Genomic DNA, 22051 nt, shown 5'->3' with positions numbered 1-22051 from the left:
TTTCAGCCGGGCAAAACGCCCTGGATCGACCAGACAATCGGCCCAGATGCTGAGGTTCTGCACCCGTGGGGACTTCCGTGCACGAGGCACCCGCGGTCGCAAGCTCGCAACCGCCGGCCCGCGGTCGCATGCCCAAGCTCGCTTCGGACACATATGCAAGAAGCCGCAGCCGCCGCGAACAAGCGGGAACTGCGGCTTCTCAACAATCAGGGGCCCAGATCCTCGACCCAGGAGCCTCCCTACATCACTTCACGACGTAGTTCGGGGCCTCCACGGTCATCTGAATGTCGTGCGGGTGGCTTTCCTTCAGCCCCGCAGTGGTCAGGCGGACGAACTTGCCCTTGGCCTTGAGGTCGTCGATGGTGCGCGCGCCGACGTAGAACATCGTCTGGCGCAGACCCCCGGTGAGCTGGTGGGCGACCTGCTTGAGGTGGCCGCGGTAGGCGACTCGGCCTTCGATGCCCTCGGGAATGAGGTCGGTATCGGTGGCGATATCGGCCTGGAAGTAACGGTCCTTCGAATACGACTTGCCCTTGCGCGGGGCCATCGCACCGAGCGACCCCATGCCGCGGTAGGCCTTGTACTGCTTGCCGTTGACGAAGATGAGCTCACCTGGTGACTCGTTGCAGCCGGCCAGCAGAGACCCGAGCATCACGGTGTCGGCGCCGGCGACCAGGGCCTTGCCGATGTCACCTGAGTGCTGGAGACCGCCGTCGGCGACGACCGGCACGCCGGCCGCACGAGCGGCCTGAGCGGCGAGGTGGACGGCGGTGACCTGCGGGACACCGACACCGGCGACGACGCGGGTGGTGCAGATCGATCCGGGACCCACACCGACCTTGACGGCGTCGACTCCCGCATCGACGAGCGCCTGCGCGCCTTCCTTCGTGGCGACGTTGCCGCCGATGATCTGCACGCTCGCGAACGCCGGGTCGGACTTGACCTTCTTGATCATGTCGGTGACTCCGCGGGCGTGACCGTTCGCGGTGTCGACGACGAGGACGTCGACGCCCGCCTCGGCGAGCATTCCGGCACGCTCATAGGCGTCGCCGTAGAAGCCGACGGCGGCACCGACACGCAGGCGGCCTTCGTCGTCCTTCGTCGCCAGGGGGTATTCCTCGGTCTTGACGAAGTCCTTGACGGTGATGAGGCCCTGGATGACGTTGTCGTCATCGACCAGGGGCAGCTTCTCGACTTTGTGTTCGGCGAGCAGCTCGAACGCCTTTTCGGCGGCCACGCCGACGGGCGCGGTGACCAGGGGCATCTTCGTCATGGTCTCGGCGACAGTACGGGTGGGGAATTCGCTGCGGGTGACGAAGCGCAGGTCACGGTTGGTCACGATGCCCACGAGCACATTGTTCTCATCGACGACGGGAAGTCCGGAGATGCGGTACTTGCCGCAGATCTCGTCGAGTTCTTCGAGTGTCTTCTCCGGAGTGATCGTCAGCGGGTCATTGATCATGCCCGATTCGGAGCGCTTGACGTAGTCGACCTGGTCGGCCTGATCTTCGGCTGAGAGGTTGCGGTGGATGATCCCAAGACCGCCGATGCGGGCCATGGCGATGGCCATGCGCGATTCGGTCACGGTGTCCATAGCGGCCGAGACCAGCGGGATGTTGAGCTCGATCTCCTTGGTCAGCCGGGAGGAGGTGGAGGCTTCGGAAGGGATGACATCGGTGTCGCCTGGCAGGAGGAGGACATCGTCATACGTGAGACCCGTGAGGGAGAACGGATCGTTTGCGGCCTGTGATTCCTGCTCAGGATTCCCCATGAAAACAGCCTTTCGACGCGAAGATACGGTGGCTCAATGGTATCGGAGCGAGAGAGCCACCCGCTATGGGTTCAAGTACCGAGCACTGTGAGACTGGCTACACGGAATACGCTGTCGTGACAGTACAGTCACCCAGGTCGCCCCAGGTCGCCCCAGGCACCCGAGGAGCACCTACCGCCCCTCCCCCACAGACCGTGCGAGATCGAGCGTCGAGGCTTCGGAATCGTCGAGGTGGATGCGCAGGAGCCCTTCGGCTCCCTGACGGTCTCCGGACTTCATCTTCTCGAGGATGTCCCGGTGCGGATTCGCCCAGTGCGAGTGGTACTTCCCCGGTTCCGAAGAGCGGGAGAACGTCGTCGACAGCCGCGCCATGAGGTTGAGGTAGAACTCGTCGAGCAGCGGTGAGCCGAGCAGTCCGACGATCGCCCGATGAAACGACGCCGAGTGTTCCTGCGCATCTGCCCAGGTTTCGTTCTTCGGTGCGGTTTCGGCGCGGATGACGGAGGCCTCGACGGCGGCCATCGCCTCGTCGGTGGCGTCTTGTGATTCCTGGACGGCGCGGATCTCGAAGACCCTGCGGGCGCGGTAGAGGTCCTTGAGTTCGTCGATGCCGAAGGTGGAGACGAAGAAGCCCCGGTTGGGCTCCTGAGTGAGCAGCCCGGCGTGGCGCAGCAGGCTGAGCGATTCGCGGGCGGTGTTGCGCGAGACGTTGAATTCCTTGGCCAAGGCACCATCGCGGACGGGGCTTCCTGCCGGGTATTCACCGTCGGTGATACGGGTGCGGACAAGGGCGACGATGGCCTCTGAGGTGCATCCGGGGGCGTTTGGACTCATAACACCAGGCTACCGGGTTTCGCCTGATTCGGAGCTGACCGCAGCAGGATCGAGCTCGAGTGCGCTCTTGAACCGTCGTCTCAGCCCGGTCAGCGGATCATCGAATGCGATCTCCGCGGCCAACAGCTGCAGCGGTGACGTGAAGTCGTACGGATCAGGGCCGACATCGACCGGATAGACCGGATCACCGAGGATCGGCGGCCCGAGCGCGTTCATATGCACCCGCAGCTGGTGTGTCTTGCCCGTGATCGGTTCGAGCACATACTCCGCGATCTCCCCCCCTCCCCGAGGTGGCCCTGCGACCGATTCCACCGACCGTTCCCGTGAGGAACCGTCCCCTCCCCGAGGCGACCCCGAGACCGATCCCATCGACCGTTCCGGTGCGGACCTTTCCCCTACCCGAGGCGGCCCTGCGGTCCCAGCATCGCTCGGCGGCGAGATGGTGCGAAGCAGCCGGATGCGGCTGATCGCATTCGGCTCACCGTCTACTTCGAGGACCTGCCGACCGCCGACAGGTTTGACCAGACGTGATTTCCTCACCAGCGGAAACTCCAGATCGGCCGGTGGAGGCGGCGCCAGGGCACGGTAGGTTTTGTGCACCTTCCGGTCTTGGAACAGTCGCTGGTAGCGGCCGCGTGTTTCGGGCCGTTTCGACAGAACGAGCAGGCCGGCGGTGATCCGATCGAGGCGGTGGATGGCGACGAGATCGGGCTGGTCGAGGTCCACGCGCAGACGGGTGACGACGCATTCGCGGACGAAGCGTCCGTTCGGGGTGCTGGCCAGGAAGTGGGGTTTGTCGACGACGAGGAGGTCATCGTCCTCGAACACGATGCCGACCTCGAAAGGGATCCGCTCTTCGGGCGGTACGGGGCGATGGAAGAAGTAGAACCCGCCGGGGATGACCGGATCGTCCCAGGTCACCGGGTGCCCCTCCTCGTCGCGCATATCCCCTTCGGTCAGCAGCGCCCGTCTGGACTCGGGGGCCGCCTCGGGGAATTCGGTTTCGAGCCACTCTCCGATCGAATCGGGAACGGGCAGGTGGTTCTTCGCGTGGGTGGCCTTGCCTCCGGGGGCGCGCAGCGCGGTCGCCGAGATTCCCTCTCGAGGCGGAAGCGGACTGCGGGGCATTGAACCAGTCTAAGCCGGGCCTCCGTGATCACGGTCGGCCGCGCACCGGCGCGGAACCGCATGAGGGCTGCCGCAGACCGCCGATCGACGACGTTTCCCGCAAAACTCCGAGACGCTTTCGAAATCCCAACGCGTCAGCACCTATGGTGGGACACATGGACCGTACCGAGCTCACGCAGGACTTCCTCTGCGAGAAGGTCGTCACGCCGATCGTTCTCGCGATGTTCGCCGATTACGAGTGGGACAGCATAGCGATGCTCCACGATCCCGATGACGATCGCCGCACCATTGCGAGGGTCGTCGTCGCCGGAGAAGCCGTCGAAGTCCTCCTCGATTTCCCCGGCAACGAGGAGAGCCTCTATGACATGCAGGAGCGGCTCGTCGACGAGTTCAGGACCTTCATCGACAGGTCCGAATTCGGTGCGCGTCGCACATCGGGATGGGAGGCCGATACGTTCAATGCCGAACGCACACCGCCCGCGGTGACCCGCACTCCCCGACCGGACTTCGTCGGCCCGTCGGAATGCACGAAACGTCACCTGCGCAATCGCGGTCGGGTCATGCGCATCGACCGCCGCCGGTGCGTCTCCGCTCACCGTCGCGGCTGAGGTCTCAGCTGTTCTGAGGATGACCGCCGTTCTGCGCGGCGCCTTCGGCGGTTCAGCACAGTTTGAAGTGGGCAGCCCAGGTTTTAAACCGGGCCGCCCACCTCAAACTGTGCTCGATGCTTCGTGGCCGGCACCGTCGCGGCCAGAACGCTCACGCCCGTTCGACGAGGACGTCGATGTCGACTCCGTCGGGCAGCGCTCCGTACTCGCGCCCCCGATCGACACGGCGGCGGGCCCTGGGCGAGACCGGTGACCTCGCCCGACGGACATCAATCACTTCTTCATCCTGCGTCGCTGGCGGAAGCCGGGTCCCCGGGCGATGAAGACTCCCGATCCGATGCTGCCGCGGACTCGGATGGTGGGGTATCCCTCCTGTGCGAACTCATTGGCCTTGAACGTGATGACGGAGATCGGGCTTCGAGCGAGCCCCGTGGGGTCGACTCCCCAGCTGTCGGGCACGATGAGCTTGAGTGTGCCGGTGCGGGCTGCGACGTCGATGTCGATGATCTCGAGGTCGGTGTCCACGTCGAGGAAGTTGAGTTCGAGCACCACTCCTGCGGGCTCGCAGCGCAGATATGGCTTCACCGGCCAGCGACCGCGTTTGGTGAGGCCCGTCCACGGCGAGCGCAGGACCTCCCGGTTGCCGGGAGACTCACCGGGGCGTGTTTCCATACGCGAACCGTCCTGGGTTCCGCTGACCACAGTCCCCGAATGTTCCGACGGCAGCTCGGTGACGATGTCGGCGAGGACTCGATCAAGGTCGGTGGGATATCGCGCGACTGCAACGAGTTCCATGCGGTCGTCGAGTTCTTCGACAGTGATCCTTCCGTCGCCGGCAGCGGTCCTCAAGACCTCAATGGCAGCATCTCGTTCGGCGTCGCCGATGCGCACGGCCCGGTCACGGTGGTCAGGGTGGCGATCGTCTTCAGACACTTTCATCTTCCTTCCGCAGCGGTTCCGACAATACCGGTACCTCCGCCCTTTTCTCTGCGGCCGCCGTACTCACAGAGAGCGCGCTGCCCCTCTTCTGCAGAATCACCCGCCATAACGCGGTGGCGGCGAGTGTGGACGGACCGAGCCGTTATGATCTCGAGCCTACGCCAGTCGCCTTGGCCCGCGCGCCTCACACGGTTTCGAGCGCCTCGACGGGGCTGATCGACGTCGCCGCGCGGGCGGGTTCGCGGCTGGCGATGAACACGGCGACGAGGGTGCCGACGATGACGGCGATGACGACCGCCCAGGGCACGCTCGGGGCGAAGAGGCCGAGCAGGGGCGACAGCAGAGTCAGCGCGCCGACCCAGCCGAAGCCGATGCCCAACGGAACCGCGACCACGCAGGCGGTCAGGCTCAGCTGCAGACCTTCGGCGGCGATCATCCTGCGCACGCGCTTCGGGGTCTGGCCGAGGGCCATGAGCAGTCCGATCTCCTGAGTGCGCTGGCGCACGGAGAGCATGAGCGTGTTCGCGACGCCGATGACGGCGATGATCACGGAGAAGAGGATGAGGGCGAGCGCGAACAGCATCGACTTGTCGATGACGGTGGCCAGCGCGTCCTCGAGGCCTCCCCAGCCCTCCTCGCCGAGTGATCGCGCATACCGCAGCATCTGATCGCGGAAGGTGGTCATGGCGGTGGCGAACATGACGATGAGCGTGATGCCGATGACGAGCCCGATGACCGTGCGCGCGTTCCGGGTGGGGTGACGGGCGATCGTCGAGGCGGCCAACCGGGACACCGCGGTGCGCCCGCACAGCCGGCCGATCGCCGACTGCAGGGGCGGCAGGATCCACGGGTGCCCGATGATGACGCCGAGGAAGGTCAGCCCCGATCCGAATGCGGTCAGCACCACGCTCATCAGGCTGATCCGATGGTCGGCGGCCCCGATCACGGCGTTGACCAGGAACGTCAGCCCCATGGACAGCAGAACCAGCGAGGCGGTGAGTCCGCCGAGTGAAGCGCGGGCATCCTCGGGCCGGCTCTCAACCGCCTGCGAGGTCGCCTCGATTGGTGAGATCCCCGTGATGCGGCGCGCTCCCAGGTACGCCGACAGCCAGGTCACGATGATGGTGGCGAGCGCGGGAACGGCCATGGTCGGGGTGAGGAGGGCGACCTCCTCGGTGATGGAATCGCCGAGGTAGTTCTGCGCCGCCGTCGCCAGCCCGGTCGACGCGGCGAAGGCGAGCACCGCGGCGGGAACGGAGATGATCAGCCCCTCCACCGAGGCGGCCCTGCGCAGCCGTTTCGACGACGCCCCGATGAGCCGCAGCAGAGCCAGTTGGCGGCTGCGGCCGGCGATGATGATCGAGAACGTGTTCGCGATGACGATCGCGGACACGAAGAGGGCGATGAGGAAGAAGGTGAACCCGACCATCGACAGCAGACTCTGCGCAGTCTCGGATTCGGCGATGATCTTCGCCGAGGACAGCCACGCGGTCAGGATCGCGATGCCCTGCATGATCGCGGTGCCGAAGAGCGCGGCGATGAAGACGACGAGGACGCTGGGAAAGAACTGCCGCGGGTTGGTCCGGATCTCGCGCAGCGGATTCATCGGCTCACCGCAGATTCGGCGCGTTCGTCGATATCGAGCATGGTCGCGGCGATCGCCTCGGCGCTGATGGCGTCGGCCAGCTCTGTCACCGGGGTGCCGTCGGCGAGGAAGATGACGCGGTCGGCGTGGGCGGCGACGATCGGGTCGTGGGTGACGAGCACGATCGATTGGCCGAAGTCTCGGACGGCGTCACGCATGATCGCCATGACTTCGCGACCGGACTTCGCGTCGAGATTTCCGGTCGGTTCGTCAGCGAAGAGGATGTCGGGGCGGGTCGCCAGAGCGCGAGCGATGGCGGTGCGCTGCTGCTGGCCGCCGGAGAGCTCATTGGGCCGGTGCTTGAGCCGATCCTCCAACCCCAGGCGCTGGACGACCGTGGCGATCCAGGAGCGTTCGTCGGCGTTGGGTCGGCGGTCGTCGAGTTCGAAGGGCAGCCGGATGTTCTCTTTGACGTTGAGCGTGGGCACGAGGTTGAACGATTGGAAGACGAACCCGATCCGGCGACGGCGCAGGGCGGTGAGGTCATCGTCGCGCAGCTTCGTGATCTCCTCCTCGCCGAGGTGGACCGTGCCCGAGGTGGGTCGGTCGAGACCGGCGAGGACGTGCATGAGAGTGGATTTCCCCGAGCCCGAGGGCCCCATCACCGCGGTCAGACGAGCCGGTGCGATGTCGAGGCTGACTCCGCTGAGGGCCGTGACCGCGGCCCCTTTCGGATCGAAGACCTTCGATACGTCGCGGAGTCGGGCGATGGGCATCGTCGGGCCGGTGGTCATAGATTCCCTCATGCGTCGGTGCAAGCTGTCTCTTCCAGACTAACGAGGATCGGCGCTCAGAAACATGAAAAGCGACTGGCCAGTAGGTGTGAGCCAGCTGTGCGACTGAAGATGTGAGGACTTTTCATCGTCTGCGTGCAGATGCCCGGGCGCGCACATCTGCATGCTTCGGGTCAATGAAGCCGAGTTCGACCGGGACACGGATACGGTCCGAGTCGACTTCGCTCACCTGCGTGAACAATGAGTGCGCGACTAGCTCACTTTGCGGACAGATCTCGACGACGACCCGTCGAAGCGACCGAGCGTCGCCTTAGCCACGCCTCGCACACGGCGGTTGAGCGTCCGTCTCCAGCTTCGAACCGTGCGAGCAGCCCGGACAGAGCGCATGTTCTCCTGCTTCTCCAGCTTGGCTTTGCTTGCCTGCAGTTCTTCCGTCGCTTCCTTCGCCTGCCTCTTCGCCACTGCCAGCTGACGATCGCGCTTGGCCAGCAGCAGACCGTAGTCTTCGATCGATGTCAGCCGCGCACGATTCGCGCTCGGTGTGGAGCCGAATCGGTTCTCCAGTTCCTCGGCGTGGAAGAAGCCGGGCGCTGGAACGGATGAAGCACTGGGCTTCTCCCCCGAACCGTCACCGACAGTGTGTGCCACGACGAAGTCCCACCAGTCTCCATGCTCGGCGCGACGACGAGCGGCGCTGTCCTTCAGCGCATCGGCGATGGCCTGGCGGTTCTCGGCTACCCCGATCCCTGTCTCGACGACGTCATCGACGGAGTCCACCGGGAGGACGAACTGCTCCATACCGACGTTCTCGGCGGCTCCGCGCATACGGATGGACGAGTAGAGGTTCGGCACAAGAGAGATGAACGGCACTGCGGCAGCGCCGGCGAAGATCCCCGCATGGTAGCGGGTGCCGATGACGAATTCGGCCTTCTCCGTCAAGGCGATGAGTTCACGAGCGGTGAGCATTCGGGTAGGCGTGACGGAGTCGCGACCGACCTCGGCAGCGATCTGAATATCGGTGAGCTGGTCGCGTGTCGGCGAAGCGGGCGGCAGTCCGCCGCCATGGGGCACCAGCAGCACATTGAGACCGGTCTCATCGGTGAGACGGCGAGTGATTTCGACGAGGTGCGCGTGATAGGCACCGTCGGAGAGCACCGGTGACGACGCCTTCTCGGCAAAGCTGGCCAGGATGAACGGCTCTGCGGTCAGATCGTCGACAGCGCGGCGGTCTTCTTCGCGTGCTTCGAGTGAGAACGCATCGTCGACCTGCCTGCGCACAACGGCGCGTTTGCCCCCGACTTCTTTGGCGAACGTTGTCGTATAGCTCTCCCGGCTGCCGACGAACTCGGCATCGGCCAAGAACTCGTAGACGAGCTTGCGGTCCTCGTCATAGATGAGAGGGCCGAGAGTCTGGCTGGTCAGAGCGTAGGGTTTGCCCAGCAGCTGCGCGATCCGCCCCAGAGTCACCCGCTCATAGATGTGATGGGCGAACATCGAATTGAGATTCCCGCCGCCGGCGATGAGCACCGCGTCGGAAGCGCGCACGGCGTCGATCACCTTCAGGGCCGGGTCCCCTGCTTTGAGAGAGCTTCGGGCACCATTGGTCTCGACATGCTCGAGCACCTTCTCCATCCGCGCGATGTTCGGCTCACGGTCACGTCTGTAGCCGATCCGCGCGATGGCATCGACCCCGTACATCTCCGCCGCGTAGTCCGGTTCACCGGCGATGAGGGTGATTTCGATGTCGGTGCGCGCGCGGAGGGCATCAATGGCCAGTTCGGTCATCGCCTCATCGCCGAGGTGGTAGAACCGGCTCCAACCGACATCGCCGATCATCGTTATGCGTTTCATATCTCCCTTGGATCTGGTGGCCCGGTCAGGACCCGAGGTCGAGGGTCCGCACACCGCGGCTGGATGCAGGCCCAGAACGTGAGCCTTCGCGACAACATAGTCACGACAGACCTCGGGAAGGTGAATGTCGCGCGACTGCCGAATGAACAGACGCGGGAACGGTGGGGCCGCCTCGGCGAGGAGGGGAGACCGCTCCGCCTGTCACTGCGGATCCGACGGAAAACGCGCGGCGACCTCGGTGAGGGTGAATGCACCAGTGGCCCGGAACTTCATGTTCCGGGCCACTGGTACGGGTCAGAGGTGACTCAGTCCGAGCGGATCGCTCAGTCCTCGTCCTCGTCTTCCTGCTTCTCGACGACCAGGGTCTCAGTGGTGAGAACCAGGGCGGCGATCGAAGCGGCGTTGCGCAGCGCCGAGCGGGTGACCTTGACGGGGTCGATGATTCCGGCACCGATGAGGTCGCCGTAGTCACCGATTGCGGCGTTGTAGCCCTGGCCCGACTCGAGGTCGGCCACCTTGGCGACGACGACATAACCGTCCTGGCCTGCGTTCTCGGCGATCCAGCGCAGCGGCTGGACGACTCCGCGCTTGACGATGTCAGCACCGGTGAGTGCGTCACCGGACAGACCGAGGTCGTTGCCGTCGAGGACCTTCGCGGCGTGGATCAGAGCCGATCCACCACCGGCGACGATGCCCTCTTCGATGGCGGCACGAGTAGCGGACACAGCGTCTTCGACGCGGTGCTTGCGCTCCTTGAGCTCCACCTCGGTGGCGGCGCCGACCTTGATGACGGCGACTCCGCCGGAGAGCTTGGCCAAGCGCTCCTGCAGCTTCTCGCGGTCCCAGTCGGAATCGGTGTTCTCGACCTCGGCACGGATCTGAGCGACACGACCGGCAACAGCATCGTCGGCACCTGCACCATCGATGATCGTGGTGTTGTCCTTGGTGACGGTGATGGTGCGGGCGTTGCCGAGCTCTTCCAGGGTGACCTGGTCGAGCTTCATGCCCATGTCCGGGGTGACGACCTGGCCGCCGGTGAGGACGGCGAGGTCTTCGAGGATGGCCTTGCGGCGGTCACCGAAGCCGGGAGCCTTGACGGCGGCGACATTGATGATTCCGCGCAGCTTGTTGACGACCAGGGTCGACAGAGCTTCGCCCTCGATGTCCTCAGCGATGATGAACAGCGGCTTGCCGGCCTGCTGCACCTTCTCGAGGACGGGCAGGAGCTCCTGGATGTTGGAGATCTTGCCCTGGTTGATCAGGATGAGTGCGTCGGAGAGCACAGCTTCCTGACGATCGGCATCGGTCACGAAGTGCGGCGACAGGAAGCCCTTGTCGAACTGCATTCCTTCGGTGATCTCGAGCTCGACGGCGGCAGCCTGCGACTCGTCGATCGTGATGACGCCGTCCTTGCCGACCTTGTCGAAGGCATCGGCGATCAGCGAGCCGATCTCAGGCGACTGAGCGGACAGTCCGGCAACGTGCGCGATCTCCGAGGAGTCGGCGACGTCGCGGGCGATGGTGCCCAGCTGCTCCGAGACGGCCTCGACGGCGGTCTCGATGCCGCGCTTGAGCTGACCGGGTGCGGCGCCTGCGGCGACGTTGCGCAGTCCTTCGTTGACGAAGGCCTGAGCAAGAACGGTCGCGGTGGTGGTTCCGTCACCGGCGATGTCGTTGGTCTTGGTGGCGACTTCCTTGGCCAGCTGTGCGCCGAGGTTCTCGTACGGATCGTCGACCTCGACCTCACGGGCGATGGTCACACCATCGTTCGTGATCGTGGGAGCTCCCCACTTCTTGTCGAGCACGACATTGCGGCCCTTGGGCCCCAGCGTCACCTTGACGGTGTCGGCGAGGGTGTTGACACCCTTTTCGAGTGCACGACGAGCTTCGTCGTTGAATTCCAATGATTTAGGCATTCGTCCTCCTGTCTGCGGGTTAGTTGTTCAGGGGATTCAGCCGATGACTGCGAGCACGTCGCGAGCCGAGAGCACGAGGAACTCTTCACCTGCGTACTTGACTTCGGTGCCTCCGTACTTGGAGTAGATGACCTTGTCGCCGACGGCGACGTCGACCGGCACGCGGTTTCCGTTGTCAGCAACGCGGCCTGGGCCGACTGCGACAACTTCGCCTTCCTGAGGCTTTTCCTTGGCGGTTTCGGGAATGACCAGACCACTGGCGGTAGTCTGTTCTGCTTCGACCTGACGGATGACAATCCGATCTTCGAGTGGCTTGATGGAGACCGACATATCGGGCCCTCTCCCTTCGCTGGGTTCTTCTTCATCGAGTCAGACGGCGGCTTCTGCCATGAACCTCTCGTCGTCGCGGGTGCCGAGCGATTCGACCGTCTCATGAAACTGGCACTCAATGAGTGCTAGTGCTAATTCGACTCTAGAACGCTCTTAGCACTCGGTCAACTTGAGTGCCAAGGTTTCGTCATGCTCTGGGCGAAAGTTCAGATTAGGGCCCTGAAGACCGGGCCGGCAGGGAGAGTTCGGAGGAGTACAGCACGCCCGGCCGAGCGCGCGGAAACTGAGAAGCGCGGGCCCCGAGGATTTCTCCTCGGGGCCCGCGCTCCTTGCTGACCGCCTCAGCTCAGTTGTCGATATCTGTTGTCAACGGCGGCCAGAGCTCGTTGCCGATCAGGCGCAGGTCCACTGTCCCCAGCCGGCTTCGGCCTGGAGCTTCTTCGCACGCTGGAACTGCTCCTGCGGGCTGGCGTCGGACGGGTTGCCGCTGCCGCCCATGGAGTGCCAGGTCTGCGGAAGGAACTGGAACAGACCGAAGTGCGTGCCGTTCGAGGCCTTGGGATCGAAGTTCGACTCGCACTCGACGACCTGGTACCACTTGGATCCGGGTCCGCCCAGCATGTCCTTGATCTCCTGCGTGCTCATCGAGCCGCCGCCGGAGCCGGAGCCACCGCCGGTGCTCGAGTCGCCGCCGGAGTCACCGGAATCGCCGGAGTCGGAGCCACCGGAGTTGCCGGAGTCGGATCCGCCGGTGTCAGCCGGGGTCTCCTTCTTCTTAGTTCCCTGAACGACGACCTTGGTCTTGGGTTCGGAGAGGACCTTCTCGTCCTTCTTCTCCTTCTTGACCTCGTCGCCGTTGATCGTCTTGACCTTGTAGACGACCTGCTTCTCGCCGTCCTTGCCCTGGGACTCGACCTTGGTCTCGCCCTCATAGAGGGAATCGGACTTCTTGGTCTCGACTTCGGCCTTGATGGCCTGCTTGTCCTTGACGGTCTTGTTCTCGACGCGGTTGACGGTGAGAACCTGGCCGTCGGAGAGCGAGGCGGACATCGGCACGGAGAGGAAGTCGTCCTTCTCGAGCTTGACGCCCGTTTCCTTGAGCGCTTCCTTCGCGGTGCCCACGGCAGCTGAGACCTTGTGGTCCTTGCCATCGGCGACGACGGTGAGGTCCTTCGACGTGGTCACGTCGATGTCGTTGCCCTTTTCCTTCAGCCGCTGGTTGGCCTTCGCGTTGAGGTCGGCGCCCTTCGCGTCCACACCGAGGTCGGCCAGAGCCTGACCCACGGTGTTCGCGTTGGTCCATTCGTTCGTTTCTTTGCCATCGACGGACAGCGCAACCTTCTTCGCCGTGTTGACGGTGATCGTCATGTCACGGTCGACCTTGGTGCCCACACCGGGCTTGACGTGGTCGCGCTTATCAACATCGATTTCGTGGCTGTCGAGGATGTCCCCGACGGTTCCACCGAAGGTTCGGATCTCCTCGGCCTGTCCGTTGACCTCCAAGGTCACAGGCTTGTTCATGGTCACAACTGCGCCCGTGCCACCGACGAGTCCGGTGATCACGACCGCCTGTGCGGCGATCTGAACCTTGCGGTTCTTCAGAAAATCAATCACAAAAATATCCCTGAGCAGAGTTTATCGACCTGTTCACTGTAACCGATTCGTTACACGCTTCGCAAAATATCACGGAAATGTAACGGTGTGAGTTTCCTGAAGGCCCGTCTGACCTGGAGTTCCCCGTGTTTCTGGGGCATTCCCGTTCGTGATATTTCCTCGCCGAGGCGGCCCTGCGTACCGTTATCTCGCTCACAGAACGACGGCCTGAGCCCGGTCTGCCGGCTGCAGTTTCCCGGCGGGTGCGGCTTCCCGACAGTTGCCGCTTCACACCGGCTGCAGTTTCTCGGCGGGTGAAGTCTCAGTCCCAGCTGCCGAGGGCTCGCTCTGCGTTGTTCCACACGGCAGCGCACAGATCCTCTTCGTTCATCCCGCGCACCTCGGCGAGTTTCCGCGCCGTGATCGCGGTGAGGTAGGGCCCTCCCGGCTTCCCGCGGTGCGGGTGCGGTGTGAGGAACGGAGCGTCGGTCTCCGTCAGCAGCAGTTCGAGCGGCGCCGCGGCCGCGGCCCGACGCAGCTCATCGGCGTTCTTGAACGTGAGGTTGCCGGCGAAGGACATGAAGTAGCCAGCCTCGGCACACTCACGAGCCATCGCTTCGTCACCGGAGTAGCAGTGGAAGATCGTGACCTCGGGGGCGCCTTCCTCTTTGAGGATGCGCAGCACATCGGCGTGGGCCTCCCGATCGTGGATCTGCAGGGCACGTCCGGTGCGCTTGGCGATCTCGATGTGGGCGCGGAAGGAGCGCTGCTGTTCGGCCACTCCTTCTTCACCCGTACGGAAGTAGTCGAGGCCGGTCTCCCCCACCACACGCATGCGCTCGTGCGAGTTCACGAGAGATTCGATCTCGGTGAGCGCGTCGTCGAGCAGACCTCGCTCGGCCAGTCGCGGTGCTTCATTCGGATGGAGAGCCGCTCCCCCGAGCATCCACGTCCGACCGGCGGTCGGCGGCGCGGGAACGGAGGCGGAGTCGGTGATTCCGGCCGCCTCGGTGGTACCTGGGTACTGAGAGGCGACGAGTTCGGTCGTCCACCGGGCCGCCGGAAGGTCGCAGCCGATCTGGACGACGCGACGGACCCCCGCCTCGGCGGCGGTGTCGTGGAAGAAGTCCAGCGACGGGAACTCTTCGTCCTCGCTCGGTGTCACCTCGGGTTCGGGCTCGCCGGCACCCAACGGCAGCCGCACACCCGTGCAGATGTCGAGGTGGGTGTGGGTGTCGACGACGGGGTGAGCGAGTGGTTCGGGCACCGGTGGATAGGTTCCGGCGGCGCGCGAGGCCATTACTCGGTCTCCTCCACGAACTTCGGGAACACGGGCTCGGGCTTCGGCAGCGGGGTGCCCGGTTCGAGCGGGAACTCCACGGCCGCGAAGGACCGGGGGTCCGCCTCGGCGGCGGCGATCCCGTCGGCGGCCGCCTCGGCGACGTTCGGCGCGAGTGCTGCCGAGGCGTAGGCGGCACCGGCGGCGACACCGATGGCCGCACTCGCGGATACGGCTTCCATCGCCTCGGCGCCGGAACCGGACTCAGTCGCGGTCGGTAGGACCTTCGCCCCGGCCTCGCCGACACCCGCGGGCACGCCGAGGAGGTCGAGGATCTTACCGGCGGATTCGGGCATGACCGGCTGGATGAGGATGGAGACGATGCGCACGACCTCGATCGTCACCCACAGCACGGTGGCCATGCGATCCGGATCGGTCTTCTTCAGCTTCCACGGCTCCTGAGCGGAGAAGTAGCGGTTGGCCTCGGACAACACCTTCCAGCAGGCCTCGACGTAGAGGTGGAGGGCCTGGGTGTCGACGTGGCGGCGGGCGGTGTCGGGTACGGCACGGGCAAGAGCGAGGAGCTTCTCGTCCGCCTCGGTGAGGGTGCCTGGACGGGGCACCTGGGCGTCGCAGTTCTTCGCGATCATCGACAGGGAGCGCTGGGCGAGGTTGCCGTACTCGTTGGCGAGGTCGGAGTTCTTCCGGGTGATGATCGAGTCCTTCGTGTACGAGCCGTCGTGGCCGTAGGAGAATTCGCGGAAGAGGAAGAAGCGCAGGGTGTCCAGGCCGAAGGCGTCGACGAGGTCGAGCGGATCGACGACGTTGCCGACGGACTTCGACATCTTCTCACCGGAGTTGAAGAGGAAGCCGTGAGCATGGACGCGCCCCGGCAGCTCGATTCCCGCGCTCATGAGGAAGGCGGGCCAGTAGACGCTGTGGAAGCGGATGATGTCCTTGCCGATGATGTGGACGTCGGCGGGCCACCACTTCGCGAACTTCTCCTCGTCATCCGGGAAGCCGGCGGCGGTGATGTAGTTCGTCAGAGCGTCGATCCACACGTACATCACGTGCTTCTCATTGCCGGGCACCGGCACACCCCAGTCGAAGGTGGTGCGAGAAACCGAGAGGTCCTTCAGTCCGGAAGCGACGAAGGAGGCGATCTCGTTGCGGCGGGAGTCGGGGCCGATGAACTCGGGGTGGTTCTTGTACAGCTCGAGCAGCTTGTCCTGGTACTTCGAGAGGCGGAAGAAGTAGGACTCCTCTTCGGTCCAGGTCACCTCGGTGTGGGTCTCTTTGGACAGGCGGACGCCGTCGACGACCTCGGTCTCGTCGTCGGTGTAGAAGGCTTCGTCGCGCACGGAGTACCAGCCGGAGTACGTGTCGAGGTAGATGTCGCCGGCCTCTTCGAGCTTGCGCCAGATCGCCTGCGACGCGGTGTAGTGATCTTCGTCGGTGGTGCGGATGAACCGGTCGAAGGTCGAGCCGAGGGCGAGCTGGGTGTCGCGGAAGTTCTTCGCGTTGTCGTCAGCGAGCTGCTTGGGGGTGATGCCGAGCTTGTTCGCCGCCTGCAGCATCTTCAGACCGTGCTCATCCGTGCCGGTTGCGAAGAAGACATCGTGATTGTCCAGTCGCTTGAACCGGGCGATCGTGTCGGCCGCAATGTACTCATAGGCATGCCCGATGTGAATGGCCCCGTTGGGGTAGGCAATCGCTGTCGTCAAGTAGTAACCCATAGGGAACTCAGTCTAAGGGACTTGCGGTTGCGGGCGCGCACGGGTCCGCAGGCGACACTCGGCAAGTCTTCGCCAGTAGCCCAGTTGGCGGTGAATAGCCCATGTTTGAAGGTGGGCTACTCACCTCGGACTGGGCTGAAACGGTTCGCACCCGGACACCAATTCACAGAACCAGTGGTTCTCCGCATCGACGACGCAGTTCAGGTGCTTGAGAGAAGAGCTTCCGTCCGAAGATCGTCGGGTCCAGAACCTCATTGAATTTGAAACGCAACACCTTGAAGCCCATCGCCAACAGTCGATTATGCTGTCGGCTCTCTTTGTTCATCACGTCAAAGCCGCCTTCAACGTACTTCTGGGTCCCATCCACATAGAGAGCGACTTTGTCCTCGCGAAGGAGGAAGTCGAGTCTCGTCAGAAGTCGGCTTCCATCGGCAATATTCACCTGCTGCGCGAAGTCGTGCAGACCCAAGAGATGCAGGTTGAAAGCGGCTCTGCTCTCCGCATAGCTTTCGGACAACGGTGATACGAGTGCGACCAGCTTCGCAGCCACTTTGCCGCCCCGCGCCAGGCGAGCAATGGGTGCTCCAAACAGGGCTGCGACTGCACCCGGCACCTCGTCCGGCAGATGCGACGGATATCCGAGCCTGAAGATCAGATCTTCGTCGTTGCCGAGGAGATGCCATCTGACCACCTGTTCCATCGCAGCAAACGCCGCAGCGCTGCCGAGCTCGGCCCGCAGATCCAATGCAGTTCGGGCCGGAGATGTGACTCGAAGCCCCTCCACCTGGCAGACGTCTTCAGCTGAGATTGTTCTGCGTCGCCTGATCAGCTCGGTTGATTTGGTGCTCGACACGGGATGGAACACCGAAACTGGTTCATCCGGCTCGTCGAACATACCGATTCTGTGCAGCCGTGCCGCCGAGACCCCGAACACGGTGTCTCCTGCGCGGTAGTGAGGATAATGGAGGACCTGCAGACGCTTCAGATTCGCCTCGTACCTGCGCTGTTGGGAACGCTCTTCATCACGTCGTTCCTCGTGATACGTCATCCACGCTGAGTCCGTGGCGAAGGGAGTGAGGTATCGGTGGGCACGGACTTCACACCGCCTGACTACCGAATAGACTCCACGAGAGAGCTTCCGCAGACAGCATCCCAGTGCGCTGCGGATGTCTGCCGTGGAGGCTCCTGCATTGCGAAGATCCTTGAAATACACGACGTTGTTCTTCATGTCGGCACACTGCCGAACCAGGTTCTGATACCGCAATGCTCAATTCAGTTGCTGTGGAATCAGCTCGGGCGTCCACACGGCGACGGTGCCTCAGCAAGGAGTCCATCAACAAGCGTCAGCGCTCGAGTCGAGTCGGCGCCCGGCTCCGTGAACTCGCGCCCTCCGCTCCCGGGAGCGCATGCGGACAGCGCTACCCAGCCGTTCAACCTCGCTGATAACCCAGCTTGCGGTGAATAGCCCACCTTCAAATATGGGCTACTCACTCAAAACTGGGCTGCCAATTGTCCACACCCTATTGCGCACGAGTCGCCTCACTCGCTGCCCGTGACCGAGCAGCCCTCACTCGCGGTGGAGCCAGGCTTCGTAGACGTCGCGCTTCGACAGGCCGAACTTCTTCGCCACCTGCCCTGCCGCATCCTTGGCCCGGACACCGGAATCGACCAGCGCACTGACCTCGCCGAGGTGGTCCTCCGGAGCCGACTCGACCTCGGTGGCCCCGGCGAGCACGAGGGTCAGTTCCCCGCGCAGTCCGTCGACAGCCTGATCGCGCAGGGATCCGACGGTCCCGCGCAGAGTCTCCTCGTAGGTCTTCGTCAGTTCACGGCTGATGGCCATGGGACGGTCGATGCCGATGACCTCGGCGAAGTCGTCCATCGCATCGGCGATGCGGTGCGGGCTTTCGAAGAACACCATCGTCCGCTTCTCGGCCTTGAGCTCGGTCAGCAGAGTCTTGCGCTGCCCGGACTTGCGCGGCAGGAATCCTTCGAAGCTGAATCGGTCGCTGGGCAGCCCCGAGACGGCGAGAGCCGTGAGCACTGCGGAGGGACCCGGCGTGGACGTGATCAGTTGACCCGCCTCGGCGCAGGCCTTGACGACGCGATACCCGGGGTCGGAGACCGCGGGCATACCCGCGTCGGAGAGCAGAACAACGGTCTCACCAGCGGCGATGATCTCGACGAGCTCGGGCGCGCGGTGACCCTCGTTGTGGTCGAAGACGCTGATGACCCGCTTCGTGTGGCTCAGCTGGAGCCGCTGCGCCAGGGACAGGAACCGGCGTGTGTCCTCGGCGGCGATGACATCGGCGGTTTCGATGGCCTGCCGCATTCGCGGACTCGCATCGCCGAGGTTGCCGATCGGAGTCCCGACCAGGATGAGTCGACCGCCGGTGAGGTGCGGACCGGATCCCAGCACCGCGTCGTCGGTCTGGTCGATGTCGTCGGGCACGGCCCCCTCGGCGAGGTCGTCGTCGCCGATCCCGCGGTCAGTGCGGGCACCCTGGTCAGAGGATTCGATGGAGTCTGAACTCAACTGGACGAACCTGCGCCGACCATTGCCGCGCCGAAGATGAGGACGAAGATTCCGACGTAGACGACCCAGAAGAGGATCCAGAGTGCGGTGCCGATGTAGCCGACCCACAGTGCTGCGATCGCCATGCCGTCGCCGCGTTCTCCGCGTTCGCGGATCTGTTTGCGGGCGATGTGACCCATGATGACGCCGGCGATGCCGCCGAGGAACACGGACGAGATGAAGCCGAAGATCGACGCGCACATGCCGACGATGGCCAACACGTTCGTCGGCGGAAGCTGCTGGTACATGTAGCCGGGCCCGCCGGCGTACTGCGCATTGGCCGCGTAGGCGTTGTTCTGGCTGTAGGACTGGGCACCGTATGAGCCGCCCGCGTTCGGCTGAGGCTGCTGGTAGTACATGTCCGGGTTGTTCCAGTTGTTCTGGCTGCTCATAGCGAAGTCTCCTTGTGGTTGCCTTCAACGGTACAGAGTCGTCGATGGCGGCAAAAGGCGGGGCGGTTACAGGTCAATCACAGTTGAGGGACGGGGGCGTGGTCCGGGGCCTTGGGCTGGGTTCGTGGGGCGGTTGCTGCGACGGGCTCGCCGGGATCCGCCGCCTCAGCTGACGGTTCCTCCTCCGACGGCGATGGCCGTGCCGATCACGAGGGCGATGACGCCGAAGTAGATCAGCCAGAACACGACCCAGAAGATTACGCTCAGATAGCCCAGCCACAGTGCGGCCACGGCCATGCCGTTGCCGCGCTCCCAGCGGGCCTTGATCTGCGAGCGGGCTGCGTGGCCGAAGATGATTCCGATGAAGCCAAGGAAGAACACCGAGGTGACGAACGAGATGAGCGTGAGCACCAACGCCACGATCGCCGAGGTGTTCGTCGGCGCCACCTGTTGGTAGATGACGACCGGTGCCCGGTTTCCGTAGGTGACCGGCGCCTGGATCGGCGCAGGAGTGCGAACCGGTGCGGACGAGTGGAGGGCAAACGGTGCGTGGGCCGCGACGGGTATGCGTCCCGCTGCAGGCGAGTGGGCCGCGACGGGTGCGTGGGGCGAGCCGTTCGATCCGGTGTAGGAGCTCCCGAGGGGCAGTACACGTGTGTTCATGTCCGTTCCGTTCCGCTGGCTGTCGTTGATCGTCGAGTCTGTTCCGGGCCGTCCTCGACGGCTGTCCCAATGTCTGAAATCAACGCTACCCACGTACAGCGAGCACAGCGGCCGAATCGTGTTGCAGTCCTGCACCACCCGTTGCAGAACATCCTCGCCGAGGCGGCTGCACCGTCCCGTACCCACGTGACCGAGGGCTGCCATCCCAGGTCACGCGCGGTGCCTCAGTAGCTGCCCATCATGCCGAGGAAGCCGATGCCGAAGAAGCCGATCACGATGATGAACCCGATCAGCCCGAGCGCAATGCTGATATAGCCGATGATCAGGCCGGCGATCGCCTGTCCGCTGCCTTCTTCGCCGGTGCGTTTGATCTGGCTGAGACCGATGTGGCCGAAGATGACAGCGAGCACCGGCGCGATCCAGAGGAACAGAGCGATGATGCTGAAGATGATGCCGATGAACGGGACCATCGACAGCAGACCGCAGACGAACCCTCCGCCGATTCCGATGATGCCCATCCACATCGCCCACACAGCCATCTTGTTGGGTGCAGGCCGGACGTAGATCGGCTGCGCGCCGTAGGTCATCGGCTGGCTGTACGCGCCTTGTTGGCTGTAGACGTCGTAAGCTCCGGGCTGGCTGTAGGCGCCGGGCTGGCTATAGGCGTCGTAAGCTCCGGGCTGGCTGTAGCCGCCGGGCTGGCTGTAGCCGCCGGGCTGGCTGTAGCCGCCGGGCTGTCCATACGAATTCTGCTGACCATAGGCGCCGAACTGTCCGTAGTTTCCGCCCTGACCATACGGCTGCCCCTGCGAATACTGGTCCGAGCCGGACCCATACTGACTAGCGCCGGACCCGTACTGCCCCGAGCCGGACCCATACTGGCTCGAGCCGGACCCATACTGGCTCGAGCCGGACCCATACTGGCTCGACTGTCCCATCCCGGGCTGCGGCTGGGATCCATAGTTGTTGTTGAACTGCTGCGAGCCGACCTGGGGAGGGTCGCTCGGGCGGTAGTTGGGATTGTTCGACACGTTGTGCACCATTTCGCTCGGACTCCGGCTGTCTCCCACTACTCTAGTGATGCGCATTGGCGAATGCCCAGGAATCTCGCTCAAGGTGCCGAACCTCATGCCACGCCGGCCCACCCGACCATCGCCGGCCCGTCCGACCGTCGCCGGCCCAATCGACCCACCTTCACTCCCCATACCGTCGACTCCCAACACCTCACCGACTCCCATCACCCTCAACAGCGCGTCTCATCCCTGCGGGTCGCATGAGAGCTCCGCCCGCCGAGATCTCTAAACTGGACTCCGATGACACACACCGCAGACTCCCCGGCCCCCACCCGGCGCATCGCCCGCGAGCGCCTGGCGAGGAAACGCGAAAAGGTGCGTGCCGGCGCCGCTGCGATGCGCCGCGAAACCTTCCACGCGGGCATGTGGGCCACCCGCGCGCCATTGTGGATGTGGCCTGCCCTGCTCGTCATCACCGGAATCGGCGCTGCCCTGCGCCTCTTCCGCCTCGACTTTCCTCACCGCCTGATCTTCGACGAGACCTATTACGTCAAGGACGGCTACTCGGTCTTCAACTTCGGCTATGAGCGCTCCTGGCCCGAGCACGCCGACGACTCCTTCAACGCCGGCGACCCCAGCGTCATCGAATCCACGCCCGAATACGTCGTTCACCCGCCTCTGGGCAAATGGCTCATCGGATGGGGCATCGACCTCTTCGGCGCCGACGACTCATTCGGCTGGCGCTTCGCCGTGGCGATCATCGGCACACTCACGGTCTTCCTCCTCGGCGTCATCGCCTGGAAGCTCTTCCGCTCGGCGTTCTTCGCCTGCGTCGCCGCCGGCCTGCTCGCCATCGACGGCGAGCACTTCGTCCACTCCCGCACCAGCCTCCTCGACATCGTGCTCATGGCCTTCGTCCTCCTCGCCTTCTTCTTCATCCTCCTCGACCGCGAGCAGGTGACGAAACGCCTGACCTCCTGGACGAGATCGACGGCAGATCCCTCATCCCCATCCACCCCCGCCGAGGCCGCACTGGCCCCCACG

General features: G+C 64.3%; 20 protein-coding genes. 2 read left to right on the top strand and 18 right to left on the bottom strand.

Annotated features, from left to right (window positions below; genetic code table 11):
- Positions 1-244: 244 nt before the first annotated feature.
- The 3 genes from guaB to EB835_RS15110 form a co-directional block, all read right to left on the bottom strand.
- Positions 245-1771: an IMP dehydrogenase gene (guaB, locus tag EB835_RS15120; RefSeq protein WP_135810284.1), complete on the bottom strand. Its 1527-nt coding sequence runs from the start codon at positions 1769-1771 to the stop codon at positions 245-247.
- A 171-nt stretch (positions 1772-1942) separates the two neighbouring features.
- Positions 1943-2605: a GntR family transcriptional regulator gene (locus EB835_RS15115; RefSeq protein WP_135810283.1), complete on the bottom strand. Its 663-nt coding sequence runs from the start codon at positions 2603-2605 to the stop codon at positions 1943-1945.
- Between the two features lie 9 nt (positions 2606-2614).
- Complete coding sequence (locus EB835_RS15110) at positions 2615-3733, bottom strand: pseudouridine synthase (RefSeq protein ID WP_135810282.1); 1119 nt, start codon at positions 3731-3733, stop codon at positions 2615-2617.
- A gap of 155 nt (positions 3734-3888) precedes the next feature.
- On the opposite strand from EB835_RS15110, the gene EB835_RS15105 reads away from it, so the two are divergent.
- On the top strand, positions 3889-4341 hold the full coding sequence (locus EB835_RS15105) for a hypothetical protein (RefSeq protein WP_135810281.1): 453 nt from the start codon (positions 3889-3891) through the stop codon (positions 4339-4341).
- A 151-nt stretch (positions 4342-4492) separates the two neighbouring features.
- On the opposite strand, the gene EB835_RS20785 is transcribed toward EB835_RS15105, so the two are convergent.
- The 15 genes from EB835_RS20785 to EB835_RS15035 all read right to left on the bottom strand — a co-directional run bounded on the left by EB835_RS20785 (position 4493) and on the right by EB835_RS15035 (position 21025).
- Complete coding sequence (locus tag EB835_RS20785; protein ID WP_276606004.1) at positions 4493-4618, bottom strand: hypothetical protein; 126 nt, start codon at positions 4616-4618, stop codon at positions 4493-4495.
- Positions 4615-5274: a DUF1707 SHOCT-like domain-containing protein gene (locus tag EB835_RS15100; RefSeq protein WP_168216751.1), complete on the bottom strand. Its 660-nt coding sequence runs from the start codon at positions 5272-5274 to the stop codon at positions 4615-4617. The genes EB835_RS20785 and EB835_RS15100 overlap by 4 nt, the downstream gene beginning before the upstream one ends.
- A 190-nt stretch (positions 5275-5464) precedes the next feature.
- Entirely contained in the window at positions 5465-6886 is a 1422-nt protein-coding gene (locus EB835_RS15095; RefSeq protein ID WP_135810279.1) for an FtsX-like permease family protein, read from the bottom strand.
- The gene (locus tag EB835_RS15090; protein WP_135810278.1) at positions 6883-7659 is read right to left on the bottom strand and encodes an ABC transporter ATP-binding protein; all 777 of its coding nucleotides are present in this window, start codon (positions 7657-7659) and stop codon (positions 6883-6885) included. The genes EB835_RS15095 and EB835_RS15090 overlap by 4 nt, the downstream gene beginning before the upstream one ends.
- Positions 7660-7911: 252 nt before the next feature.
- Positions 7912-9510, bottom strand: a complete 1599-nt coding sequence (locus EB835_RS15085; protein WP_135810277.1) for a polysaccharide pyruvyl transferase family protein — start codon at positions 9508-9510, stop codon at positions 7912-7914.
- A 323-nt stretch (positions 9511-9833) separates the two neighbouring features.
- Positions 9834-11426 (bottom strand): chaperonin GroEL, encoded by a 1593-nt coding sequence (gene groL / locus EB835_RS15080; RefSeq protein ID WP_135810276.1) that lies wholly within the window; start codon positions 11424-11426, stop codon positions 9834-9836.
- Positions 11427-11462: 36 nt separating this feature from the next.
- Positions 11463-11756, bottom strand: a complete 294-nt coding sequence (gene groES, locus EB835_RS15075; RefSeq protein WP_039209993.1) for a co-chaperone GroES — start codon at positions 11754-11756, stop codon at positions 11463-11465.
- Positions 11757-12149: 393 nt separating this feature from the next.
- Positions 12150-13370 (bottom strand): resuscitation-promoting factor, encoded by a 1221-nt coding sequence (locus EB835_RS15070; RefSeq protein ID WP_135810275.1) that lies wholly within the window; start codon positions 13368-13370, stop codon positions 12150-12152.
- A gap of 301 nt (positions 13371-13671) precedes the next feature.
- Positions 13672-14649: a TatD family hydrolase gene (locus EB835_RS15065; RefSeq protein WP_135810274.1), complete on the bottom strand. Its 978-nt coding sequence runs from the start codon at positions 14647-14649 to the stop codon at positions 13672-13674.
- Positions 14649-16364 (bottom strand): methionine--tRNA ligase, encoded by a 1716-nt coding sequence (gene metG, locus EB835_RS15060; RefSeq protein WP_135810273.1) that lies wholly within the window; start codon positions 16362-16364, stop codon positions 14649-14651. The genes EB835_RS15065 and metG overlap by 1 nt, the downstream gene beginning before the upstream one ends.
- A 163-nt stretch (positions 16365-16527) precedes the next feature.
- The gene (locus EB835_RS15055; RefSeq protein WP_135810272.1) at positions 16528-17592 is read right to left on the bottom strand and encodes a hypothetical protein; all 1065 of its coding nucleotides are present in this window, start codon (positions 17590-17592) and stop codon (positions 16528-16530) included.
- 339 nt (positions 17593-17931) lie between these two features.
- Positions 17932-18900: a 16S rRNA (cytidine(1402)-2'-O)-methyltransferase gene (gene rsmI, locus EB835_RS15050; RefSeq protein WP_346763155.1), complete on the bottom strand. Its 969-nt coding sequence runs from the start codon at positions 18898-18900 to the stop codon at positions 17932-17934.
- Complete coding sequence (locus EB835_RS15045; RefSeq protein ID WP_135810271.1) at positions 18897-19331, bottom strand: DUF4190 domain-containing protein; 435 nt, start codon at positions 19329-19331, stop codon at positions 18897-18899. Before EB835_RS15045 ends, rsmI begins: the two co-directional genes overlap by 4 nt.
- Before the next feature lie 165 nt (positions 19332-19496).
- Positions 19497-19994 carry a DUF4190 domain-containing protein gene (locus tag EB835_RS15040; protein ID WP_135810270.1) on the bottom strand — a complete coding sequence of 166 codons (498 nt, stop codon included), beginning with the start codon at positions 19992-19994 and terminating at the stop codon, positions 19497-19499.
- A 224-nt stretch (positions 19995-20218) separates the two neighbouring features.
- Complete coding sequence (locus EB835_RS15035; protein ID WP_240688774.1) at positions 20219-21025, bottom strand: DUF4190 domain-containing protein; 807 nt, start codon at positions 21023-21025, stop codon at positions 20219-20221.
- 282 nt (positions 21026-21307) lie between these two features.
- On the opposite strand from EB835_RS15035, the gene EB835_RS15030 reads away from it, so the two are divergent.
- The coding region (locus tag EB835_RS15030; protein ID WP_240688773.1) for a phospholipid carrier-dependent glycosyltransferase at positions 21308-22051 on the top strand (744 nt) is incomplete at its 3' end.

Origin of the sequence: Brevibacterium sp. S22 (assembly GCF_004745485.1) — a bacterium.
In the GTDB taxonomy this organism is placed as follows: Bacteria; Actinomycetota; Actinomycetes; order Actinomycetales; family Brevibacteriaceae; genus Brevibacterium.
The sequence above is the reverse complement of the archived record's forward strand: the minus strand, read 5'-3'. Positions and strand labels throughout refer to the sequence as shown.